Source organism: Dickeya zeae NCPPB 2538 (genome assembly GCF_000406165.1).
Lineage (GTDB): Bacteria > Pseudomonadota > Gammaproteobacteria > Enterobacterales > Enterobacteriaceae > Dickeya > Dickeya zeae.
This window is the reverse complement of the sequence record NZ_CM001977.1, coordinates 2,714,890-2,737,857: the sequence shown is the minus strand read 5'-3', so window position 1 is coordinate 2,737,857 and position 22,968 is coordinate 2,714,890. Positions and strand designations below refer to the sequence as shown.

Here is a 22,968-nt window from a genome sequence, read left to right as displayed (position 1 = left end):
ATCAGCGTTTTATTGACTGGGAAAATAATAATGAGGTTGCAGGAATGAAGGTTCGGGCATTATATGCGTTGACGCCATTATTTTTATTTACACAGGCTGACGCAGCAGATAATACAAATAAAAATGACAGCGAAATGGTGGTCACGGCGTCCCGAACGGATACCGAAAAAAAAGATTCGCCTCAGGTTGTAACCATTATTACTAAAGAACAGATTGAACAGCAGCGACAAATTACCAGTGATTCTTCCCAGATATTAAGTAATTTATTACCGGCAATGGCACCGAGCCGCCAGAAAATGAGCGGTAGCGGTGAAACATTCCGTGGTCGTGCGCCGTTGATCATGGTCGATGGCATTCCGCAATCGAACCCGCTGCGCCCTACCGGGCGTGAAATGCACACCATTGATTTCTCGATGGTGGACCACATCGAAGTGATTCACGGTGCCAGCGCCAGCAACGGCATCGGCGCGACCGGTGGCGTTATCAATATTATCACTCGCCGCCCGGAGCCGGGTTCGTTTAACCAGCATTTCAGCGTGGAAACCACCTCGCCGACGAAAGTCAGCTCAGACACCATGAGCTACAAAACCACTTACGGTTTCAGTGGCCGCGAAGAGTATCTGGATTACCTGTTCTCCGTCAGTTATGAAGATCAAGGGCTGTTTCTGGACGGAAAAGATCGCCCGATTGGGGTGGATAATACCCAGGGCGACCTGATGGATTCACGTGCCTATGACGTGATAGCGAAGGTCGGCTACTGGCTGGATGATGACCAGCGAGTCCAGTTCAGCCTCAACCGTTATCAGATCAAAGGCAAGATGAACTATCTGGGTATCGCTGGCGATCGCGATAAGGGTATCCCGACCACGTCCATATCCGGGCGTCCGGTCGGCGATGCGCCGATGAACAGCGTCTGGACCACCAGCGCTACCTACGATAATTACAATCTGGCGGGTATGAAACTGAACTCGCTGGTGTATTACCAGAATTACGAGTCGTTGTTCGGCGCAGATAACTCCGCTTCTTTCCAGGATGTCCGCATTGCGCCGTTGAATACGCTTTATGACCAGTCACGGGTAACCTCCAACCGTTATGGCAGCAAAGTGGCGCTGACCAAAGACGATATCTGGGATGACTACCTGAAAGCGACCGTTGGGTTCGACACCCTGTTCGATACCGGTAAACAAGACTTTTGGCTGACCAAGCGCATCTATGCGCCACAGATGAAATACACCGACCTGTCGCCGTTTATGCAGTGGGATATTCAGCCGGTCGATTCGCTGAAAATTACCACCGGGGTGCGCTATGAGTACGCCCGACTGGACATCGACAGCTTCCGGACGGTGGCGGCCAGTACCGCCAAAGCGCCGAATAACAGTGTGGATGTACAAGGCGGTCGGCTGAGTTTCAACAAGACGCTGTATAACGTGGGCGCGGTCTGGACCACGCCGTATAAGCCAGTGAGCCTGTTCGCCAACTATTCACAAGGCTTTGGTATTCCTGACGTCGGCCGCACGCTGCGTGGCATTAAAACCGCCAATCAGTCGGTCAACATGCTGCCGCTGGAACCGATTGTCACGGATAACGTTGAAACCGGTTTTCGTATCGATAAAGACCCGGTGACGTTTGAGATGAGTTACTACCGCTCGACCTCTAAGCTGGGCGAGCGTGTGGTGGATGTCAACGGCACCTTCCAGAGTGAGCGCCAGAAAACCCGCATTGACGGTATCGAAACTTCACTGGGTTACAAAGTGAATGATGATCATAGCGTGAAGTTCGGTTATTCCCATATTCAGGGATGGTATGACAGTGACGGCAACGGCAGCCTGGACAGCAAGCTGGACGGCTTGAATATTCCGCCGGATCGCCTGACCGCCAGCTGGTCTGCCAACTGGACGCCGCAGTGGTCTTCCTTTATTCAGGCCAATTACGCCTTTGACAGAATTATGGATAACCGTCAGCAGGACTTTAACGGTTATTTACTGGTGGATGCCGCCGTCGGTTATAAATTGCCGAAAGGCAGAATTAATCTGGCGGTCTCCAATTTGTTTGATAAGGAGTACATCACGTATTACTCGCAAAGCGCGATTGTGAACTCCCTGCGTTATTTCTCCGGTCGGGGAAGAACCGTGACGTTAGGATATAGCGTTGACTTTTAATTCATGTCCCGCCGAAAGGCGGGGCTATTTCCCGTGCGTTAATTAGGATGGTTAACCGTCGCCACGACATCACCGGCCGATTGTTATTCTTATGGAGCAGAGATGAACAACCTTAATCATGATGCTTTGTCCAGAATGATAAGCGAAAAAGCAGCCCTGCATGGGTTACTCAATTGCCTTATCAAAGAGTTCGCTATACCGGAAGGGTATTTGCGATATGAATGGCCAGACGAAATGAAAGGGATCCCGCCGGGGGCCTATTTTGATGGCGCGGACTGGAAAGGTATTCCGATGGTTATCGGTTTGCCCGACTCACTGCAATTATTTGTCATGGTGGACCGCCGTGATACGTTCGGCAGTCAGCACTATCTGTCTGATGTCTATTTGCGTCAGTCACAATGTGACTGGCACTGCCCCGATTTTGAACGTGTGATCGCCCGCGTGCTGGCGGCCTGCGAACACATCGCCGGAAGAAAAAACCCGGAACTGTACGAGCAGATTCTTCAGAGCAGGCAATTGGTCGGCGCGATTGTCAGCCACAACCAGCGCCATCAAACGGACGCACCGCTACAGCACTACCTGCACAGCGAGCAAGGGTTGTGGTTCGGCCACCCCAGCCACCCTGCGCCCAAGGCACGCCTGTGGCCTGCACATCTCGGCCAGGAACAGTGGGCACCGGAGTTTCAGGCTAAAGCGGCGTTGCATCAGTTCGAGGTGCCAACAGAAGGTTTACACATCGGTGCCAATGGCCTGACGCCGCAACAGGTGCTGGAGGGGTTTGCTGATCAAGCCCCAGCGGCACCGGGGTGCGCCATCATCTGTATGCACCCGGTGCAGGCGCAACTGTTCATGCAGGATGCCCGCGTACAGCAGTTATTACAAAACGAGGTGATCCGCGATCTGGGACAAAGCGGACGCGTCGCCAGCCCGACGGCTTCTATCCGCACCTGGTTTATCGAAGACCATGATTACTTTATCAAAGGCTCGCTGAACGTGCGCATCACCAATTGCGTGCGTAAAAACGCCTGGTACGAGCTGGAAAGCACAGTGCTGATCGACCGGTTGTTCCGCCAGTTACTGGCGCAGCAGGCCGATACGCTGGGCGGTCTGACGGCGGCGGCCGAACCGGGTGTGGTGAGCTGGAGCCCGGTTGGTGTTAGCGAATCGGATCAACACTGGTTTCGCGAGCAAACCGGCGGCATTCTGCGTGAGAACTTCTGTCGCCGCACTGGTGCTGAGCACAGCATCATGGCCGGTACGCTGTTTGCCCGTGGCGTCGATTTACAGCCGATGATCCATACTTTCCTGCGCACATACTACGGTGCAGCGCTGGATGACAACGCGTTGTTGTACTGGTTTGACGACTATCAGACGCGGTTACTGCGACCGGTATTGTCACTGTTCTTCAATCACGGTGTGGTGATGGAACCGCATCTGCAAAACAGCGTGCTGGTGCATCAACAAGGGCGGCCACATCAGGTGTTGCTGCGCGATTTCGAAGGGGTGAAGCTGACCGACGATCGCGGTATCCATGCGATTCCTGACGATATACACCCCCGCGTGCGCCAGTCGCTGCTGTATTCCCGCGAGCAGGGCTGGAACCGCATCATGTACTGCCTGTTCATCAACCACCTGTCAGAAGCCATTCTGGCGTTGAGTCATGGTCGTGCCCATCTGGCACCGCTGATGTGGCAACGGGTCCGACAGCAGCTACGTGCGATTCAGGCGGAACTGCGCCAACCGGCACCGGAGCTGGAAGCGCTGATCGCCGGTGAGCCGGTGGCATGTAAAACCAACCTCAAGGTGCGACTGGCGGCCGAGGCCGATCGTCAGGCCAGCTACGTCCAGTTGCCGTCGCCCTGGGGTGAGACCGCGCACCCGAGTAAGGCGGCAGGCTACGGCGAAGCGTGGCATACCGCGGGACAGCATAACTCAAGGCGGCATGATTCACTCGCGCAGAGCGAGGTGCAGCATGGGTAAGCTGCCACAGCCTGTTCGCCAACTGATCGTTCGCCTGCAACAGCAGCACCGCGATCCGCTGGCCGCGTTTGTCTATGACCTGGCGGCGTTGCGTCAACACGTCAGCGAGGTGATGGCAGCGTTGCCACCCGGCGTCGAACTCTATTACGCCATCAAGGCCAACAGCGAAAAACCGATTCTGGATGCCATCGCACCGCTGGTTCATGGGTTTGAGATTTCCTCCGGCGGGGAAATCGACCGTGTGGCCGGGTGCGCCACCGCGAAACCGTTTGTGTTCTCCGGGCCGGGCAAGCTGGATTCTGATTTTGATCTGGCGCTGGAACACGGGGTGGAGGCGGTCCATGTGGAGAGTCGCCATGAGATAGCCCGCCTGCAACAGCGAGCGCAACAACACGGCGTGGTCCAGCCGGTGTTCATCCGTATCAACCCGGAGCTGGCGTCGTCGCTGACCAGCAAACTGGCGATGGCCGGTACGCCGACACCGTTCGGCATGGATGAGGCAGACCTGCCGGATGCGGTGCGTGACGTGGATAACGCCAGCCACCTGCAACTCAAAGGGTTCCACGTGCATGCCATGTCGCACCAGATGAGTGTGGAGCGGCACCAGCAACTGCTGGATCTGTACCTGACGCGCTGGCCGCAGTGGAAAGCGTTGTCTGCCCATCCACAACAGATTACCCACCTCAATGTCGGCGGTGGTATTGGGGTGCCGTACCTGACGCCGGAGCGTTTCGACTGGTCAGCATTGTGTGACTACCTGCGTGTGCGGCTGGCGCAACAGCCGGATGTGCCGGTGGTTCGCTTTGAGCCGGGGCGGTTTATCAGCGCGTATTGCGGCTATTACGTCATCGAGGTGTTGGATAAGAAACGCAGCCACGGTAAGCATTTTCTGGTGTGTCGCGGCGGTACGCATCAGTTCCGACTGCCGGTGGCGCAAGGGCATGACCACCCTATCATCCATCTGCCGTTAGCACCCGCGCGGCCAGCAGGGGAAACGCGCGCCTGGACGGTCGTCGGTCAGCTCTGTACGCCGAAAGATGTACTCAGCCGTGACCAGCGCCTGACGGATGTAAATATCGGTGACCTGCTGGTGCTGCCGCTGGCCGGGGCCTATGGCTACAACATTTCGCATGCCGATTTTCTGTGTCACCCCCGTCCTGCGCAGTATTTCATCACCGACGCCGGGGTTATCACGGCGGACGGGACGAAGGTGGATATAACCGGAGCGGTGGACCGTGTCGACTAGTGCTGTTCCACGCTGGCTGGTGGTGGTGAATGTGCTGCTCGGTACGACGACGGTCAGCCTGAATAACAGCTCGCTGAACCCGGCACTGCCCGCGTTCATTGAGGTGTTTCACATTGGGCCGCTGCTCGCTACCTGGATCGTGGCGGCGTTCATGGTCAGCATGGGGATGACGATGCCGTTGACCGGCTATCTCGGGCACCGGCTGGGCAACAAACCGCTCTATCTGCTGGGGGTGGCGCTGTTTATCAGCGGCTCGCTGCTGGGGATGCTGGCGGATTCCATCTCGCTGGTGATTGCCGCTCGCACGGTGCAGGGCATTGCCAGTGGGCTGATGATCCCGCTGTCGCTGACGCTGATTTTTTCGGTATACCCCAAACAGGAACGTGGCGGTATTACCGGTATCTGGGGCGCTATCGTGATGCTGGCGCCGGCGCTGGGGCCGCTGTGCGGCGGCATCCTGCTGACGTGGTTTAGCTGGCGCGCACTGTTTGCCATGAATATTCCCATCGGCGCACTGGCGCTATTGATGGGGCTGGTGGTGTTGCCGAAAACCACGCCGGGTGAGCGCAAGCCGTTTGATATGACCGGTTATCTGTTGGTGTCCGCCGGTATTGGGTTGCTGATGGTAGCCGCCGGGCGATTACATCATGCGGCGGCGCTGACGAATCCACTCAACCTGCTGATGCTGCTGGTGGCAGCGGCCTGTCTGGCGGCCTTTGTTCGCGTCGAACTGCGTAAACGCGAGCCGCTGCTGAACCTGCGTATTTTTCAACTGCACGGCTATCGACTGAGTGTGGTGATTGCGGTGGTGCAGTCGGTCGGGATGTTCGAATGTCTGGTGTTATTACCGATGCTGGTCCAAATGGTGATGGGGTACAGCGCCATCTGGACCGGGCTGGCGCTGCTGTGCACTGCACTGTTTGCCAGCCTGTTCGGTAAGCTCGGCGGCAACCTGCTCGACCGCCACGGCCCGGCGCGGATTGTGGCTACCGGGGTGTTACTGACCGCGCTGGCGACCATCGGGTTAGGCATGGTGGGGGCGCAGTCATCCATTGGTGTGGTGTTCGGCTGGATGATACTGCGCGGCATCGGGCTGGGGTTGTCCTACATGCCGGTCACCACCGCCGGGTTGAATGTACTGCCGGAAACGCTGGTCACCCAGGGGGCGGCGATGAACAACATTTCACGGCGTCTGGTGTCATCGCTGGCGATCGTGGTGGCGTCGTTGTACCTCGAATTCCGGCTGGCGGGCAGCGGGCTGGCACAGGAGGCTGCGCGTGCCGCCGCCATCAGCGAGACCTTTATGGCTACCGGCATACTGATCGTGCTGGCGCTGCCCTGTGCCTTGCGTTTCCCCTCGGGCAGTGACGAAACAGCGGCCAACGCACTGTTGGCCGGGGCTTCACCACCCCACATCGGGACACGTGAGATGCGCTGAGGCACACAGGTACTGGGTTGACGACTGTCACGCTATTTTGACTACCACGTTATTTGGGCTGACAACGTTATTTTTACTGACAAGGTTAAGAGACTGTATGGAAACATTATCCCCCGTCGTATTGCAGGGTATCGCCTGTGACTGGCTGTTGCAGATGGATGCGCAGCGTTATCAGCTGGTAGAACAGCGTGTGGTCGGGCAACTGTTACAGACGTTGCTGTACGAAGAGGTGTTGCCTTATCACTGCACGGACATAGGCGAGGGCCACAGCCAGTTTGTGATAACCGGCCGTGATGCACACCAACAGCCGGTGGAATACCGCTGCAACGGACTATTGAGTGACAGCTTTGCGCTGATTCGCTTGGATTACGCCAGTGTGCAGCGCGTTGATGCCAGCGGTAATGCGCAGTCACCCAACCTGCACCTGATGCTGGAAGAACTGCTGGGCGAGCAGGAGAGTAACCCGTTTCTGACGCGTTTTGTGCAGGAACTGGAGCAGACGCAACTCAAAGATTTGCAGTCGCGCGCACAGGATTATCGCCCCGGTAAGCCAGCACATCAGCTCAGTTTCGATGAGCTGGAGCGCCATTTTATGGATGCACACAGCTACCACCCCTGCTACAAGTCGCGCATCGGCTTTAGCTTGCAGGATAACGTCCAGTGGGGGCCAGAGTTCGGTCAGCCTTTCGCTATCGTCTGGCTGGCGTTGTCGAAGCAACGCGCCTCAGCCAACCAGTCGATCAAACTGAATCTGGATGATTTCCTGCTCGCTGAGTTTGGTGAAGCGCGCTGGCAGGCGTTTAGCGAGCAACTGGTGCGTCAGGGGCGCAAAGCGCAGGACTATCAACTGATACCGGTGCACCCGTGGCAGTGGAAAAACGTGATTGCGCCGGTATTTTACCCGGAGTTGGTCAGCGGCGAGCTGATTTACCTCGGTGATTCCGACGACCGCTGGCAGGCGCAACAGTCGATTCGCACGCTGGCGAACGTGACCGAGAAAACGAGGCCGTACGTCAAGCTGGCGATGAGTATGACCAACACCTCCAGCACCCGTATTCTGGCGCGGCACACGGTGATGAACGGGCCCATCATCACCGACTGGCTGCAACAGTTGATCGATACCGATCAGACTGCCCGCAACCTGAAGTTTGTGATCCTCGGCGAAGTCGCTGGGGTGAGCTTTGATACCCAGAACTTACCCGCCACCCGCATGGCGCAGGCCTACGGCGTGATGGGGGCTATCTGGCGTGAAAGCATCCATCAGTATCTGCAACCGGATGAACAGGCGGTGCCGTTTAACGGCTTAAGCCATGTCGAGCACCGCTACGACGGCGGCGAGCAGGCCCCGTTTATCGACGCCTGGATTCGTCAGTACGGGCTGGAAGCCTGGACTCGTCAACTGCTGGACGTGACGGTTTCCCCCATCATTCACATGCTGTACGCCGAAGGCATCGGCATGGAGTCGCACGGCCAGAATATCGTGCTGGTGGTGCGTGATGGCTGGCCGCAGCGCATCGCACTGAAAGATTTCCACGACGGGGTGCGCTATTCGCCGGACCATCTGGCGCGCCCGGCGATGCGCCCGGATCTGGTGCCGCTACCGGCCAGTCACGCCAAAATCAACCGTAACTCCTTCATCCTGACCGATGACGTTGAAGCGGTGCGCGATTTCACCTGCGATTCGTTCTTCTTTATTTGTCTGGCAGAAATGGCGGTATTCCTGCGTCAGCACTATCAGCTGCCGGAAGCGCGTTTCTGGGAAATGACGGCGGACGTGGTGTTGGGGTATCAGGCGGCACACCCACAGCACCGTGCGCGCTATGCGCTGTTTGACGTGTTTGCACCGACCTACGAGGTGGAAGAACTGACGAAACGCCGGTTACTGGGCGACGGTGAACGCCGCTTTAAATCGGTGCCGAACCCCCTGCATCCGTTCAGGCCGTCGTCATGCTAAGAACCAACCATCTTAAGCGCAAGCTGGCGGCCGGTACGCCGGTCTATGGGTTAATCGCCTCGATTCCCTCGCCGGTATCGGTGGAGTTGATCGCCGAAGCCGGGTTCGATTTCGTGATTATCGATACCGAACACGTACTGATTAACCCGGAAACGGTGGAAAACATGATCCGGGTGGCGGAGAGCTATGCGCTCACGCCGCTGGTGCGAGTGGCAGACGCCAACCCTAAAACCATGCTGCGGCTGCTGGATGGCGGCGCGCAGGGCATTGTGCTGCCGATGGTGGAGCAGGCTGAGCAGGTGCAGGCGGCGGTACGTGCCTGCTATTACCACCCGCAGGGCGAGCGCAGTCTCAACAGCGGCCGCCCCGGTGCTTTTGGTAAGCACAGCCTGGCGGAATACGTCACGCTGGCGAACCGGGAAATCCTGCTGGTGGCGATGATTGAAAGCGCCGAGGGCGTGCGTCAGGCAAAGGCTATCGCCGCAGTACCGGGGCTGGACATGATACTGGAGGGCGCGGCGGATCTCTCTCAGTCGCTGGGCATGCCGTGGCAGACCGCGGCCGCCCCGGTGCAGGCCGCGCTGGCCGAGGTGCGTTTTGCCGCCGAGGCGCAGGGTGTGTGCTATTGCGCCATCCCCCGCCAACCTGACGATCATGCCCGCTGGCGTGAGCAAGGTGTGCGCGCATTTGTTTTGGGCGACGAGCGCGGCATCGCGTTTCGCGCGTTACAGGCCAGACTGGCCGCAACGATTTCAGCAGAAGGACAGTAATCCAATGGAAAGTCATGTGATGAAAAATACGTCTCACTACAAGGATGCCAGCGACAGCGTGATGCAGGATCTGGTGGATTGCCTGTTGGCCGAAGAATTTTTTGGTGCCCAGCCGTTGGCATTGTATACCGCCGATGAATGGCACCAGCAGTATGGGCAGTCGTCACCGTTCGGTGCGCTGGAAGGTTCTGTTCGCCTGTGGCGCTGGTGCAGCGATGAGCGTGAACAACGGCATCTGGTGGTGGCGCTGCGCCCTGGCATTACCCAGCGCTGGGAAAAAGTACCGGACACGGTGGTGTATGCCTGGCAGCAGGGCGGTAACGACTGGCAGGCGCTGGAACCGGAAAGTTTCATGCATCTGGTCTTCGCCGGGCAGCACAGTGACGAAGACAATACTAAAGGGCAGGCGCTGTTTCTGGATGTGCTCAACACCAGCGTGGAGCAGACCGCGCTGTCACGCGAGCACCGTATTGATACTGACGAGTTGCTCGCACGCGGCAACGCTGATTTCTTCCACGTGATGGAGCAGTGGGCCTCGCTGCGCGACCGTCCGTATCACCCGACGGCGAAAGCCAAACAGGGGCTGAGTGCCGAAGAGTACCGTCGTTATGTGGCGGAGTTCGCCGCGCCAGTGGCGCTGAACTGGGTGGCGGTGGCAAAAGACAAGCTGCAATGTGGCGATGGTATTCACGACACGGCTGACCAGTACCCGGCACATTACCTGTTGCCGCAGGCGGAACAGGCGGCGTTACAACAGGAGCTGGTGACACGCGGCATCGCCGACACTCACATTGCTTTGCCGGTGCACCCGTGGCAGTTCGACCATATTCTGGAAACCCAGTTGGGCGAGGCGTTTCGCAACGGTGACTGCCAGCGGTTGGATTTCCGTGCCGCTCGCTACCTGCCGACCTCGTCATTGCGTTCCATGACCCCGTGTTTCGCCAGCGCGGACTACCTCAAGCTGCCGATGGCGGTGTATTCGCTGGGGGCATCACGCTATTTACCGGCAGTGAAAATGATCAACGGCGGGTTAAGTGAAGTGTTGTTGCGACAGGCGCGCGACAAAGACGCGGTATTACAGCAGCGGCTTTATCTGTGTGATGAAGGCAAATGGTGGGCGTTTATGCCGCCGCAGGCCACCCTGTTTGATGAAGCGCCACGCCACCTGTCGGCGATGGTGCGCAGTTATCCGCGTGAACTGTTTGATGACCCGGATTACCGCCTGCTGCCGATGGCGGCGCTGGGGACACCGTTGCCGGGTAGTCGTCGTCACTTCTTTGACGACTGGCTGGCGTATCGCGGTTTAGCGGCGAATGCCGATGCGGTGTTGACACTGTTTGCCGAGCTTTGCCATTGTTTCTTCGATATTAATTTCCGCATGTTCCGCTTAGGGATGTTGGGTGAGATCCACGGGCAGAACGCGGTGCTGGTGTGGAAAGCCGGTCAGGCTCACGGCCTGTTGCTGCGTGACCACGATTCACTGCGTATTCATGTGCCGACGCTGGAACAACACGGTATGCAGGACCCGGTGTACCGCATCAAACAAGGCCATGCCAATACGCTTTACCACGAACGTCTGGACGACCTGCTGTTCTGGCTGCAAACGCTGGGGATTCAGGTCAATATGCGGGCGATCATTGACACGTTATCGTTGACCTATGATCTGGATGCCGCAACGTTGTGGGGTGTGATGCGTACTGAAATCAATGGGGCGATTGACCGTGCCGGTTTCGCGGCTGATACGCAAGCGATGCTGAAAACCCGCTTGTTTGACGCACCCAACTGGCCGCAGAAACTGCTGATCACCCCGATGATCGCCCGCGCCGGTGGGCCGGGGAGTATGCCGTTCGGCAAGGGAGAGGTGATTAACCCGTTTCAGGCAATCATTGGTAAATAGATTGTTAACGAACAATAGAGCGTCGTTATCGGGTTCATGTAAAGACAGAGAGATATTTCGTGCGGGATAGACGGCATTGCTTCTTTGCTATTTCATCGCACGCACGACAAGGAGAGGTTCAGCGCCACCTCTCCTTGACCACTGGCTGGTGGCTAAACTGTGCCGCTACGCGGTACCTTCGGCATTCGTCTTCGCTGTTCGGGCCGCCCGTGACTCGCTCCCTGCGCGGCACGGGCTTTCGCCGCGTCCATGCGGCTCACCCGGCGAAGACGAACACCTCAGCACAGTTTTTGACGCCAGAGATCTCTCTTCTGAAACGTAATGAGTTGGTCATCACTATGGAAAAGGCAGATCACATCAAATCGTGAATGAGTATTTAGTGTCTCGCCGCCGCTTGCTGCGGTGGTCGTTAAGCCTGTTGCCGCTGGGGCTTTCCCGGCCTGTGCTGGCTCAATCATTGTTAGTGCCGCAACGGGTTATCACCTTGTTTCAGGGCGCGACGGATACCGCCGTGGCGTTGGGGGTGACACCTGCCGGGGTGGTGGATTCGTGGAGCGAGAAGCCCATGTACCGCTACCTGCGTCCGGCGCTGGCCGGAGTGCCGCATGTGGGGCTGGAAACCCAACCCAGTCTGGAAGACATCGTGCTGTTAAAGCCCGATACCATCGTCGCTTCGCGTTTTCGCCACCAGCGGCTGGAGCCACTGCTATCGCAGATTGCGCCAGTGGTGATGCTTGATGAAATCTACCAGTTCAAGAAAACGGTACAGGTAATGGGGCAGGCGCTGGGGCGTCAGGCGGTGGCCGACACATTGTTGCAGCACTGGCAGCAGCGGGTGGACAGGCTGCGTGAGCAGTTGCAACGCCGCTTTGGCAGCGGCTGGCCGCCCACCGTGTCAATACTGGATATCCGCGAAGATCATATCCGCAGCTATTTGCCCAACAGCTTTCCCGGCTCGGTATTAAGTGAATTGGGGTTTGGCTGGAGTGATGCCAGCCGCGCTCAGCCGGGGGTATCACTCAAGCTGACCAGCAAAGAGAGCATCCCGGTGGTGGATGCCGATATCTTTTTCATTTTTCTGCGATCTGATAGCCCCGCTGTGCAACGCAACTATGAATCGTTGATCCGTCATCCGTTGTGGCAGCGACTGCGTGCGCCACAGCGACAGCAGGTGTGGGTGGTCAATGGCGTCACCTGGAGCCTGTCGGGCGGTATTCTGGGGGCCAACATGATGCTCGATGATATCGCTCAGGTGACCGGTATCGCCGGAGGCGTGTCATGAGCCAGGTCGTGAAAATCCACATGAAGCGGATGGCACCCGGTCAGGTGCTGGCGGGCGGTGCGGTGTGCCTGCTGGCGCTGGCGTTTCTGAGCCTGATGGTCGGGCCGATAGCGATTGCGCCATCGCAGGTGTTTGGGGCGTTGTGGCATGCGGATCCGCTGAATGTGAACCATATTCTGGTCACCTCGACGCGCCTGTCGCGCACGCTGATAGCTATCGTGGTAGGAGCCAGTCTGGCGGTGGCGGGGGCCTTGATGCAGGTGCTGACCCGTAATCCACTGGCATCGCCGGGGCTGTTCGGTATTAACGCTGGGGCGATGTTTTGCCTGATTGTCTGTGTGTCGCTGTTTCCCAAGGTGGCGATGTCGGTGTGGCTGTGGTCGGCGTTTGCCGGTGCGGCGCTGGCTGGTTGTCTGGTATGGCTGATTGGCACCATGGGCAAAGGCAGTCTGAACCCGCTGCGCATGGTGCTGGCGGGGGCGGCTATCACTGCCATGTTCGCGGCCTTTAGTCAGGGAATGCTGGTGGTCAATCAGGAAGGACTGGATACGGTGTTGTTCTGGCTGGCCGGTTCGGTGGCCGATCGCGAGCTGGCGACGGTATTGCCGTTGATGGGGTATTGTCTGGCGGCGTTGGTCGCCAGCCTGTTGCTGGCAGGGCAAGTTAACGTGCTGAACGCCGGTGAAGCTATCGCCCGTGGTTTGGGGCAACGCACCGGGCGCATCCGACTGCTGATGAGTCTGCTGGTGATTGTGCTGGCGGGGGGCGCGGTGGCGATGGCGGGCAGCATCGGCTTTATCGGTCTGATTGTGCCGCATATGGCCCGAAAACTGTTGCCTGCCGACCACCGTTGGCTGCTGCCCGGTTGCGCGCTATTAGGGGCGGCGTTATTGCTACTGGCGGATATTCTGGCGCGGGTGGTGATTGTGCCGCAGGAAGTGCCGGTCGGGGTGATGACGGCGCTGTTCGGTGCCCCGTTCTTTATTGTGTTGCTGCGGCGCGGAGGTCGACATGGATAAGCGCGAAGGCCAGGATGTGGTGCTGGTGTGGCGACAAGGGCTGTTTTCTCGCCAGATTAACCTGACCAGCGTTGGACGCATCGCACTGGCGCTGGTACTGATGCTGGTGGTGATAGTGATATCACTTGGTATTGGCAAGCTGATGTTGTCGCCGTGGGAGGTGCTGCGGGCATTGTTCTCGTCACAGTCAGAGGGCGCGACGCTTATCGTACAGCAATTACGCTTGCCGCGGGTGGTGCTGGCGGCGCTGGTCGGTGGTGCACTGGCGGTGTCCGGGCTGATTTTACAGGCGATGATCCGTAACCCGCTGGCATCGCCAGATATTCTGGGTATTACCAGCGGTGCCAGCGCCGCGGCGGTGTTCTATCTGTCGTTTCTCACCGGCACGCTGGGCGCGCACTACCTGCCACTGGCGGCGATGACCGGGGCGGGGGTGGCTGCGTTGGCGGTGTATTGGCTGGCGTGGCAATCGGGTGTATCGCCACAGCGGTTGGTGTTGACCGGCGTGGGGGTATCGGCACTGTTGGTGGCGGCGACTACCTTTATGCTGGTGTTCAGCCCGCTGACCACCACGCTTTCGGCGTATGTCTGGCTGACCGGCAGCGTCTACGGTGCCAGTTGGCGTGAAACCCGTGAACTGGGTGTCTGGCTGCTGCTGATGCTGCCGTGGCTGGTGTGGCTGGCGCGTCAGGTACAGGTGCAGCAACTGGATGATGGGCTGGCGCAGGGCATCGGTGTGCGGGTGCAGGGGCTGCGCCTGGCGCTGTTATTGCTCAGTGTGGCGCTGGCCGGTGCGGCGATCGCCTGGGGTGGGGCGATGGCGTTCGTCGGGCTTATCGCTCCCCACATCGCTAAACGGCTGGTGGCACCGACCTTTGCCTGGCAGGCGACGATGGCGTTTCTGTGTGGCGCTGTACTGGTGATGGTGGCGGATCTGTGCGGACGTACGCTGTTTTTACCGCTGGATCTGCCCGCCGGGATTTTCGTTTCGGCTCTGGGCGCGCCGTTCTTTTTATATTTACTGATCAAACAACGTCATTAAGGAAACGGATGATGACCGCCATTACCAGCCGGGAACTGACCCTCGGCTATGCCAGCCAGACGATTATCGACAATCTGGATATACAGTTGCCGAAGGGCAAAGTGTCGGTACTGATAGGCAGCAACGGGTGCGGCAAAAGCACATTGCTTAAGTCTTTCGCCCGCTTGCTTAAGCCACTGAGTGGCTCGGTCATCCTCAATGGTGAGGATATTCACCGTCAGTCGACCGCCGAGGTAGCACGCGCGTTGGCGATTTTACCGCAGATGCCGGATGCGCCGGAAGGCATTACCGTGAAGCAGTTGGTTAGCCTGGGACGCTATCCCTACCAGAACTGGCTACAGCAGTGGTCACAGGAAGACGAGCGGATGGTAAACCTCGCGCTGGTGCAAACCGGCACCGACGGGCTGGCGGACCGACCGGTAGATGCGTTATCCGGCGGTCAACGCCAACGGGTGTGGATCGCCATGACGCTGGCGCAGGATACCGAGGTGGTGCTGTTGGATGAACCCACGACTTTTCTCGACCTGGCGCACCAGATTGAAGTGCTGGATTTGCTGCGTGAGTTGAACCGTCAACACGGGAAAACCATCATCATGGTACTGCACGATCTCAATCTGGCGTGCCGTTACGCCGACCATATGGTGGCGGTGCATAACCGTACTGCCTTCGCACAGGGAGCACCGGCGGCGATTTTGGACGAAGCGCTGGTGAAAACCGTATTTAATCTGGACTGCCGTATTATTGCTGATCCGTTTTTCCACACCCCGTTGTGTATTCCGTTCGGGCGTGAAAAACCGCATGAAACAGTCGCAGACAGTGGCCCGTCGGATGACTGGCATGGGCAGGTGGCAGGATGAATTATCATATTCTTCCCCGCGTCTCGCCACTTAGCGATGAACTGCTGGCAGGCTACCACCATATCGGCACCTCCACACTGGGGCATTTGACGGAACAGGGGTATTTGCCGGGTATCCGGCCGTTACTGGCGGATGTGCAGATGATCGGCAACGTGGTGACGGTAAAACTGTGTCCGCCGGATGGTGGCGTACTGCGTGAGGCATTGTTACTGAGCCAGCCGGGCGATGTGCTGGTGATTGATGCGTCGGATGAAGAAGAACGCGCCTGCTGGGGGGAACTGCGCACGCTGGCGGCGAAAGTGAAAGGGCTGGCGGGGGTGGTCGTAGCCGGTGCGGTGACAGATTCTCGTGCGCTACGCGAACTGGGCTTGCCAGTGTTCTGCAAAGGCATCAGTGCCATTACCACCCGCACGCTGGGAAGCGCCGGTGCCGTCAACGTACCGGTTACGATCGCTGGGGTGACGGTGCATCCCGGCGATATGGCGATAGGCGATGACGACGGCGTGTTTATCCTGAGTCCCTCAGCCGCCCGCGACTGGCTGGCGGTGGCACAACACAAAGAACTCGCGGATGCAGAACGGCGGGAGGCGCTGCGGCAAAAATTACCGGGGGCTTTCTGATATCGGTGCAAACAAAAAACCTGCCGAAGCAGGTTTCTGAATAAAGGTCTGCGCAGGGATGAAATTCGCTCTAATGCCGCCTGGGCAAGAAACCCCGAGCGACTTTTAAATTCTGGGTTACTTGCTACGCAACAGTCGATACAGTCGATCAGTGATTTAGGCAGCGTGACGTTATCTTAAATACTCTCTCTATGCTCCCTTCCGGGAGTGAAGGGGTTAACCTTATTCTACACTCCAGCGTACTGAGGTAATATTTTCGTGTCCACTGATTCTGGACATAATAATATTCATGTTTTTTCGATAATCGGTGCCGCTAATAAGCTCTGCGCGGATTTCTGTGTGGTCTTCTTCTTTCGTACAAACAGACCCGAACCCCTGCAGACTGAGCGCCAATTCGTCTACCGTATCAAGTAATAGCTGGCGGACAGTATTTTCATATTCATTGTTGCAGGTGACCTTCAGGATATAGCATTTTTCCTCTTCCAATGTATTGGGGAATTGATTAATCCGTTGTGCAGCTTCACGTAACAATATATTGGCACAAAGGATAACCAATGTTGCCGCCGCCGCATTCCAAAACTGCCCCAATCCACACAACACACCAATACCTGCTGAGCACCAAAGCGTTGCTGCGGTATTCAGACCATGAACATTCATGCCTTCACGCATGATCACTCCTGCACCGAGAAAGCCAATACCGGAGACAATCTGTGCCGCAATACGGCCTGGACTGTCAGGAGAGGTAAACACTGAGCCAAGAATAAAAACCGCGGCACCCGTCGCGACCAATGCATTCGTGCGCAGACCTGCCATACGCTGGCGCCATTGTCTTTCGGCACCGATGAGCGCCCCCAGCAGCATTGCTGCCAGTAAATTTGAAATATAAGGAAGCATCAACATACTTTCCTCCATTTTGCTGGAAGAATTAAATATGTGCTTTATTTAGCACGCGATAAGGTTATCACCCGGAAGGGTGATCAGTACCGTATCGACGGTGGGGGAAATAATGAATTTTTAAACATGAACATGACGATTTTTCTCGCGTTAATAAGCGTTTTTTACAGTATAGGGATGCAATCGTCATAATGAGGTGGATTGCTGCCCGCCGGTTCGGCAAGCAGCGCAGGAGGTATGCGTTAGCTTGCCTTGATAGTTATGTAAGGGTGACTGTCCAACATAGTGCTCCTATGAAATTTGGCCTGATTATAGTCATCCAATAAATTATGTAAAGCGTAAAAATACCTTTGGCGTATTTATTGGGTTTTTATCCGCTTTTGTTTAGTTTTCGTTTGGAAAGCTACCTATAGTCATCCTGCGTATATAAAACGGACTCAGTTGTTAAGGGGAAATGTAAAAAACCGTCTTATAAAAAAGGCGGTTTTTACTGAGGGTAAACCGGAGAATAAATAATCTGGTTAGGTCAAAATTAAGCAGTAATTATACCATCGTATCCCTTGACGATACATTGGTATAATTAAGGGCATATATCATTACCTTTTATTTTCGTGAATTCTACGATAGGGCTGGACGGCAGGGCATCAATGTTTTTCTCCCACCACATCGGTGTGGTTGTGGGGGTCCCCAGCGTGACCACTTCACCCAGCATCGGTGTCAGCATCGGTAGCTGTCGCGCTTGCGCTAACTGGCTGCTGTGTTGCACCGGGTCGGCCCAGTCGTGAAACGCCAGCGCAAACATGCCCCAATGGATGGGCATGAACTGGCGGGCTTTTACGTCTTGTACCGCCTGTATAGTCTGCTCCGGGTGCATGTGTGAGTCTGGCCAGCGTTCGTTGTACTGGCCGTTTTCCATGAAGGCGAGATCAAACGGACCAAAGCGTTCACCAATCTCACGGAAATGTTCGCCGTAACCAGAATCACCACTAAAAAAGAGACGTTCCCGTTGGCCTTCGATCACCCAGGAGGCCCACAGCGTGGTGTTACGATCAGACATACTGCGGCCGGAAAAATGGTGCGACGGTGTGGCGGTAAAGCGAATGCCGTGAAACGTATGAGAGTGATACCAGTCCAGCTCCTGAATACGGCTGGCGTCGATCCCCCATTTTTGCAGGCGTTGACCCACTTTCAGTGGGGCGATAAAGCGGGTTGTGGTGTCACGAAAAGCGCGGATGGTTTGCTCGTCGAGATGATCGTAGTGGTCGTGCGATAGCAGGATGAGGTCGATATCCGGCAGGGCTTCACGTGCCAGCACGGGGGGCTGAAAGCGGCGGAACATAAAGCTAAAAGGGGAGACGCTGGCGGAAAAGACTGGGTCTATCAGGATGCGGGTATCATCCAGATTAAGCAGTAAAGTGGAGTGCCCGAACCAGATAAATTTAAGGCGCTCATCGGCGGCGAGGAACGCGGTCAGGTTGGGGGATAGCGTCGGTAACCGTTTAGCCGGTACACGCCCTTTGCGCTGAAAACCCAGCCGCCACAGCAGTGACAGGCTTTGCCACAGACTCATCCTCGGAGCCGTCGACGGGCGCGGATTGAAAAAACGCCCGGTTTGCCGGTTATAGTGCGGGGTGTCATGTGACGTGATGGTCGCTGGCATAGGTGCTCCTGACGTGCAGTATAGAGGGGATACGCTGACAACAACGGATGAGGCTATCCGCCGACATGATTACGGATAGCATGCCGTGCCGTACCTGTCATCGCATATGATGCGGTGCGTGAATTGAACGGCATCACTCAGTAGTCATGTCCGCTCGATATTTACAGGTTAAACTTGCCGATCCAGGGGCTGTTTTTCTCGTTAGACCACAGATGCATCAACATATCTTTAAAGCGCTCTGCCGCTGGACTCAACGTGGAATCTTTACGTTGCACCACCCCGAGTGTTCTGCGCACGACGGGCTCTATCAACGGCTTACTCACTAACACGTGGTGCTCGTCGCGCGGCATCGCCAGACTGGGCACCGCCGCAATCCCTAAACCGGCTTCCACCATACCCAGGGAGGTGGAGAGGTGACGTACTTCATAAAACCAATTCGGTTTCCAGGCGCTGTTTTCCAGTGCCTGTTCAATCAATAACCGGTTGCCGCTGGAGCGTCTCACGCCAATCAGCGGGTAATCGGCCAGTTCTTCCCACATCACCAGTGACTTCTCTGCCAGCGGGTGGTCGCGTCGGCAGGCCAGTACAAAAGGCTCATTCACCAGCGGTATGAACTCCACATTAAAGTGTGTGACGTTGATCATATTAATACCAAAATCCGCGTCCCCGTTGAGCACGGCGTCCAGACAGTCGCTTGCGCTGTGTTCCAGTATACGAATGCGTATATTTGGGTAGTGTTCGTTGTAATTACGAATCACCGCAGGCAGGAAATAAAAGGCGGCGGTTGGAATACATGACAACGTGACAAAGCCGGTTTGGTGTGACGCCATCTCCTGAATATTCAGGATCGAGTTTTCATAAAAATCAATGAGGTTTCTTGCGTTGGGCAAAAAACTTTTGCCGACGGCGGTCAGGCTGACCCGGCGAGTCGAACGTTCAAACAGCGCAGTTCCCAGGCTCTCTTCCAGTTTTTTTATCCGCCGCGTCAACGCAGGTTGAGAAATATGCAACAACTCTGAGGCTTTGGTAAAACAGCCGGTATCCGCAATTTTCACAAATGCCTTAATGCCCTGAAGCTCATGCTGCATGGGGGTTCTCTCCTGTTGACGGGGTACTGACAAGATAATCTGTACCGGTCTCTTGATTAATGCAAGAAATGAATTAATCGGTATTTTTTTGACATTAGATTCATTGATAGTGCTATGGAATGCTTGTGCCATCAGAAGCAGTTACAGCGTGAGATAACGTGATGGTAAAGATTCCCTGTGTATTAATGCGCGGTGGTACATCGAAAGGCCCGGTAATTCTGGCCAGTGATTTACCGCAAGATAGCGAACAGCGTGACGAGGTGTTGCTGGCCTTAATGGGCTCCGGCCATGAGCTGGAGATCGATGGCATTGGCGGTGGTGCGCCGCAGACCAGTAAAGTCGCCATTGTCAGCAAATCGACCCATCCAGAGGCGGATGTCGATTACCTGTTTGCACAGGTGATGGTCAAAGAGCGCCGGGTTGATACCACACCCAACTGCGGCAACATGCTGTGCGCGGTGGGGCCGTTCGCGATTGAACATGGGCTGGTGAGCGCCCGGCATCCTACCACACGGGTACGCATTCGTAACCTGAATACCGGGACGATGGTGGATGCCGACATCCACACGCCGCAACAATGCGTCGAGTACGACGGCGAAACGACAATCGACGGTGTACCCGGCAGCGCGGCACCGGTCGGCCTGACCTTTCTGAATTCTGCTGGCAGTAAAACCGGCAAACTGTTTCCCACTGGCAACGTACGCGATGTGTTTGATGGCGTCGCGGTGACCTGTATCGATATGGCGATGCCGATGGTGCTGATCGATGCCCGCTCACTGGATAAAACCGGTAGCGAGTCGCCGCAGGCACTGGAAACGGATCAGGCGTTTATGCAACGACTGGAACATATCCGTTTGCAAGCCGGGCAGGCGATGGGGCTGGGGGATGTCAGCAATAAAGTGATTCCCAAACCCGTATTACTCAGCCCGCCGAATGCCGGTGGCACGATTCAGGTGCGCTACTTTATGCCGCACAACTGCCATCGCTCGCTGGCGATTACCGGGTCTATCGGTATTTCTACTGCCTGTGTGGTTGAAGGCAGCGTGGCACAAGATGTGCTGTCAGAAAAAGACAGAACGGCGTTCCTGGAAAACGTCACTATTGAACACCCAAGTGGAAAAATCGCCGTGTCGCTGATGAAAAATGGTGAGCGTCACGAAGATATTCGGGCTTCGGTTATTCGAACGGCAAGAAAGTTATTTGTCGGTAATGTTTATGTTCCTTCATACGCTCTGGAAACGGAAGATATTTAAGAATAATTAATGTAATAACTCGTTGTTTTATTTCCCCCTGTATCCCTAAAACTATATTGTGAGGTTATTATGAGTGCAATTAAGGCGCCTACATCACAAAGTCAGGAAGCATCCGTGAATATTACGCAATACATGCGTGTCATTTTCGCACTGGCTTTTTCCGGCCTGGCTGAACTGGCCTCTTTATTTTTTATTCAACCATTACTCCCTGTATTGGCTAAAGATTATGACATTCCGGTCAGCCAGGTCAGTATTATTTTGTCGGCAGAAACCGCCATGCTGGCTATCGGGTTGTTGTTTACCGGTACATTAGCCGACCGTTACGGACGTAAACGTCTGATTGTGGTATCGCTGCTGCTGGGCGGTTTGCTGACGCTGATTTGCCCGCTGGTTAAATCCTGGGCATTGCTGGTGATGGTCCGTGGTGTGATTGGTCTGTCATTAAGTGGTATCGCGGCAGCCGCCACCGCTTATATCAGCGAAGAAGTCGCACCGGTAGTCGCCGGGGTGGTGACCGGGTATTTTGTATTTGGTAACTCGATTGGCGGAATGTCAGGCCGCGTGGTTGCCAGCCAATTGATTGGGCATGTGTCTATTGATGTTATTTTCTATGGTTTTGCCCTGACGCTGATGTTTGCCGCACTGTTGGTTGCTATGATTCTGCCTGCATCGAAAAACTTCAAAGCCAGTACCAGCCTGAACTTTTCTTACATCGTGAAAGGGGCGCAGGCACATTTCAAAAATAAAAAGTTATCACTGATGTATGTGGTTAGCTTCATTATTTTTGGTGTGTTCACCTCACTGTATAATTATCTGGCCTTCTATTTGGCACGTGAGCCTTTCAATGTGTCTCATGCCAATGCCGGGTTGATTTCCTTTAGTTTCATCATGAGCTTTTTTACTGCACCGCAAGCAGGGCGCTTGTCACAAAAATACGGCGCGCTGAAAGTGTTGTCCGCATTATTCATGATTATGATCGGCGGTATGTTACTGACGTTAACCGCTAACCTGCCGATGTTTGTCATTGGTGCCATTCTGTTTACTGGCTGTTTCTTCGGTTGCCACTCGATTGGATTAAGCTGGGTCAGTAAAAATGCTACCCATGCTCGTGGTCAGGCAACGGCACTGTATCTGTTCTTCTACTATATGGGCGGCTCCGTCGTTGGTTATTGCAACGGGCTTATCTTCTCGGCCGCAGGCTGGCTGGGTATGACGGCGTTTATTATTGCATTGCTGATTGGCGGTATTTTGGTGGCGACTTACCTCAATGGTATTCAACGAGTGAATTTAGTCGCGGCACAAAGTAATAAATAACCCTCTGTAATGAATCATCGGGTAAGTCATTACCCGATAATCCACATGCCAGAAAAGTCTGAGAAATAAAAAAGGGATACCGCTGCTGAAGAGAGTTATACAGCCGGTACAGAGTCGCTATTGCACTAACACCAGGTGTAATCATGAAACTTGCAAGTTATCGCCATCAGGGCAAAAACAGTTACGGGATCCACACACCAGCGGGTCTGATCGATTTGGGCAGCCGTCTCGGTGACCGCTACGCCGACCTGAAAGCCCTGCTGGCCGGTCAGGCGCTGCACGAGGCCGCTGCCTTCCAGACCGACACCCCGGATGTCGCCGTCGCCGACGTCACCTTCCTGCCGGTCATCGTCGCGCCGTCCAAAATCCTCTGCGTCGGCATGAACTACGCCGACAAGCGCAAGGAGTTCAACGAGCTGAACCCCGCGCCGACCCTGTTCGTGCGCTTCGCCGACTCCCAGACCGGCCACGGCACCCCGGTGCTCAAGCCCCACT

General features: G+C 56.0%; 17 protein-coding genes and 2 pseudogenes. 15 read left to right on the top strand and 4 right to left on the bottom strand.

Features of this window, described 5'->3' with window-relative positions; all coding sequences use genetic code 11:
• The first annotated feature begins 44 nt into the window (after positions 1-44).
• The 12 genes from DZE2538_RS11980 (at position 45) to DZE2538_RS11925 (ending at position 16,264) form a co-directional block, all read left to right on the top strand.
• Positions 45-2,159: a TonB-dependent receptor gene (locus DZE2538_RS11980; RefSeq protein WP_019846304.1), complete on the top strand. Its 2,115-nt coding sequence runs from the start codon at positions 45-47 to the stop codon at positions 2,157-2,159.
• A gap of 102 nt (positions 2,160-2,261) precedes the next feature.
• Entirely contained in the window at positions 2,262-4,139 is a 1,878-nt protein-coding gene (locus tag DZE2538_RS11975; protein WP_038916458.1) for an IucA/IucC family protein, read from the top strand.
• The gene (locus DZE2538_RS11970; RefSeq protein WP_038916457.1) at positions 4,132-5,385 is read left to right on the top strand and encodes a type III PLP-dependent enzyme; all 1,254 of its coding nucleotides are present in this window, start codon (positions 4,132-4,134) and stop codon (positions 5,383-5,385) included. Before DZE2538_RS11975 ends, DZE2538_RS11970 begins: the two co-directional genes overlap by 8 nt.
• Positions 5,375-6,823 carry a DHA2 family efflux MFS transporter permease subunit gene (locus DZE2538_RS11965; RefSeq protein ID WP_038916456.1) on the top strand — a complete coding sequence of 483 codons (1,449 nt, stop codon included), beginning with the start codon at positions 5,375-5,377 and terminating at the stop codon, positions 6,821-6,823. Before DZE2538_RS11970 ends, DZE2538_RS11965 begins: the two co-directional genes overlap by 11 nt.
• 97 nt (positions 6,824-6,920) lie before the next feature.
• Positions 6,921-8,777 carry an IucA/IucC family protein gene (locus DZE2538_RS11960; RefSeq protein WP_038916455.1) on the top strand — a complete coding sequence of 619 codons (1,857 nt, stop codon included), beginning with the start codon at positions 6,921-6,923 and terminating at the stop codon, positions 8,775-8,777.
• Entirely contained in the window at positions 8,771-9,547 is a 777-nt protein-coding gene (locus DZE2538_RS11955) for an HpcH/HpaI aldolase family protein (RefSeq protein WP_038916454.1), read from the top strand. Before DZE2538_RS11960 ends, DZE2538_RS11955 begins: the two co-directional genes overlap by 7 nt.
• A gap of 19 nt (positions 9,548-9,566) precedes the next feature.
• Entirely contained in the window at positions 9,567-11,444 is a 1,878-nt protein-coding gene (locus DZE2538_RS11950; RefSeq protein ID WP_038917174.1) for an IucA/IucC family protein, read from the top strand.
• Between the two features lie 364 nt (positions 11,445-11,808).
• Positions 11,809-12,726 (top strand): ABC transporter substrate-binding protein, encoded by a 918-nt coding sequence (locus DZE2538_RS11945; RefSeq protein ID WP_038916453.1) that lies wholly within the window; start codon positions 11,809-11,811, stop codon positions 12,724-12,726.
• Complete coding sequence (locus DZE2538_RS11940) at positions 12,723-13,745, top strand: FecCD family ABC transporter permease (RefSeq protein WP_080638981.1); 1,023 nt, start codon at positions 12,723-12,725, stop codon at positions 13,743-13,745. The genes DZE2538_RS11945 and DZE2538_RS11940 overlap by 4 nt, the downstream gene beginning before the upstream one ends.
• Positions 13,738-14,787: a FecCD family ABC transporter permease gene (locus tag DZE2538_RS11935; protein WP_038916452.1), complete on the top strand. Its 1,050-nt coding sequence runs from the start codon at positions 13,738-13,740 to the stop codon at positions 14,785-14,787. Before DZE2538_RS11940 ends, DZE2538_RS11935 begins: the two co-directional genes overlap by 8 nt.
• An 11-nt stretch (positions 14,788-14,798) precedes the next feature.
• Positions 14,799-15,644 (top strand): ABC transporter ATP-binding protein, encoded by an 846-nt coding sequence (locus DZE2538_RS11930; RefSeq protein WP_019846314.1) that lies wholly within the window; start codon positions 14,799-14,801, stop codon positions 15,642-15,644.
• The gene (locus tag DZE2538_RS11925) at positions 15,641-16,264 is read left to right on the top strand and encodes an RraA family protein (protein WP_038916451.1); all 624 of its coding nucleotides are present in this window, start codon (positions 15,641-15,643) and stop codon (positions 16,262-16,264) included. Before DZE2538_RS11930 ends, DZE2538_RS11925 begins: the two co-directional genes overlap by 4 nt.
• 50 nt (positions 16,265-16,314) lie before the next feature.
• On the opposite strand, the pseudogene DZE2538_RS21265 reads toward DZE2538_RS11925, so the two are convergent.
• The 4 genes and pseudogenes from DZE2538_RS21265 to DZE2538_RS11910 all read right to left on the bottom strand — a co-directional run.
• Positions 16,315-16,437, bottom strand: a pseudogene (locus DZE2538_RS21265) (type II toxin-antitoxin system HicB family antitoxin); the annotation flags it as partial.
• A 49-nt stretch (positions 16,438-16,486) separates the two neighbouring features.
• The gene (locus DZE2538_RS11920; protein ID WP_038916450.1) at positions 16,487-17,176 is read right to left on the bottom strand and encodes an MgtC family protein; all 690 of its coding nucleotides are present in this window, start codon (positions 17,174-17,176) and stop codon (positions 16,487-16,489) included.
• Between the two features lie 562 nt (positions 17,177-17,738).
• Entirely contained in the window at positions 17,739-18,818 is a 1,080-nt protein-coding gene (locus tag DZE2538_RS11915; protein WP_038916449.1) for an MBL fold metallo-hydrolase, read from the bottom strand.
• A gap of 161 nt (positions 18,819-18,979) precedes the next feature.
• The gene (locus tag DZE2538_RS11910; RefSeq protein WP_012885227.1) at positions 18,980-19,906 is read right to left on the bottom strand and encodes a LysR family transcriptional regulator; all 927 of its coding nucleotides are present in this window, start codon (positions 19,904-19,906) and stop codon (positions 18,980-18,982) included.
• Between the two features lie 161 nt (positions 19,907-20,067).
• Here DZE2538_RS11910 and DZE2538_RS11905 point away from each other — a divergent pair, with 161 nt between their 5' ends.
• The 3 genes and pseudogenes from DZE2538_RS11905 to DZE2538_RS11895 form a co-directional block, all read left to right on the top strand.
• Positions 20,068-21,159 carry a 4-oxalomesaconate tautomerase gene (locus DZE2538_RS11905; protein WP_023639457.1) on the top strand — a complete coding sequence of 364 codons (1,092 nt, stop codon included), beginning with the start codon at positions 20,068-20,070 and terminating at the stop codon, positions 21,157-21,159.
• A gap of 69 nt (positions 21,160-21,228) precedes the next feature.
• Complete coding sequence (locus tag DZE2538_RS11900; RefSeq protein WP_019846320.1) at positions 21,229-22,473, top strand: MFS transporter; 1,245 nt, start codon at positions 21,229-21,231, stop codon at positions 22,471-22,473.
• A 143-nt stretch (positions 22,474-22,616) separates the two neighbouring features.
• Positions 22,617-22,968: pseudogene (locus tag DZE2538_RS11895) on the top strand (fumarylacetoacetate hydrolase family protein); the annotation flags it as partial.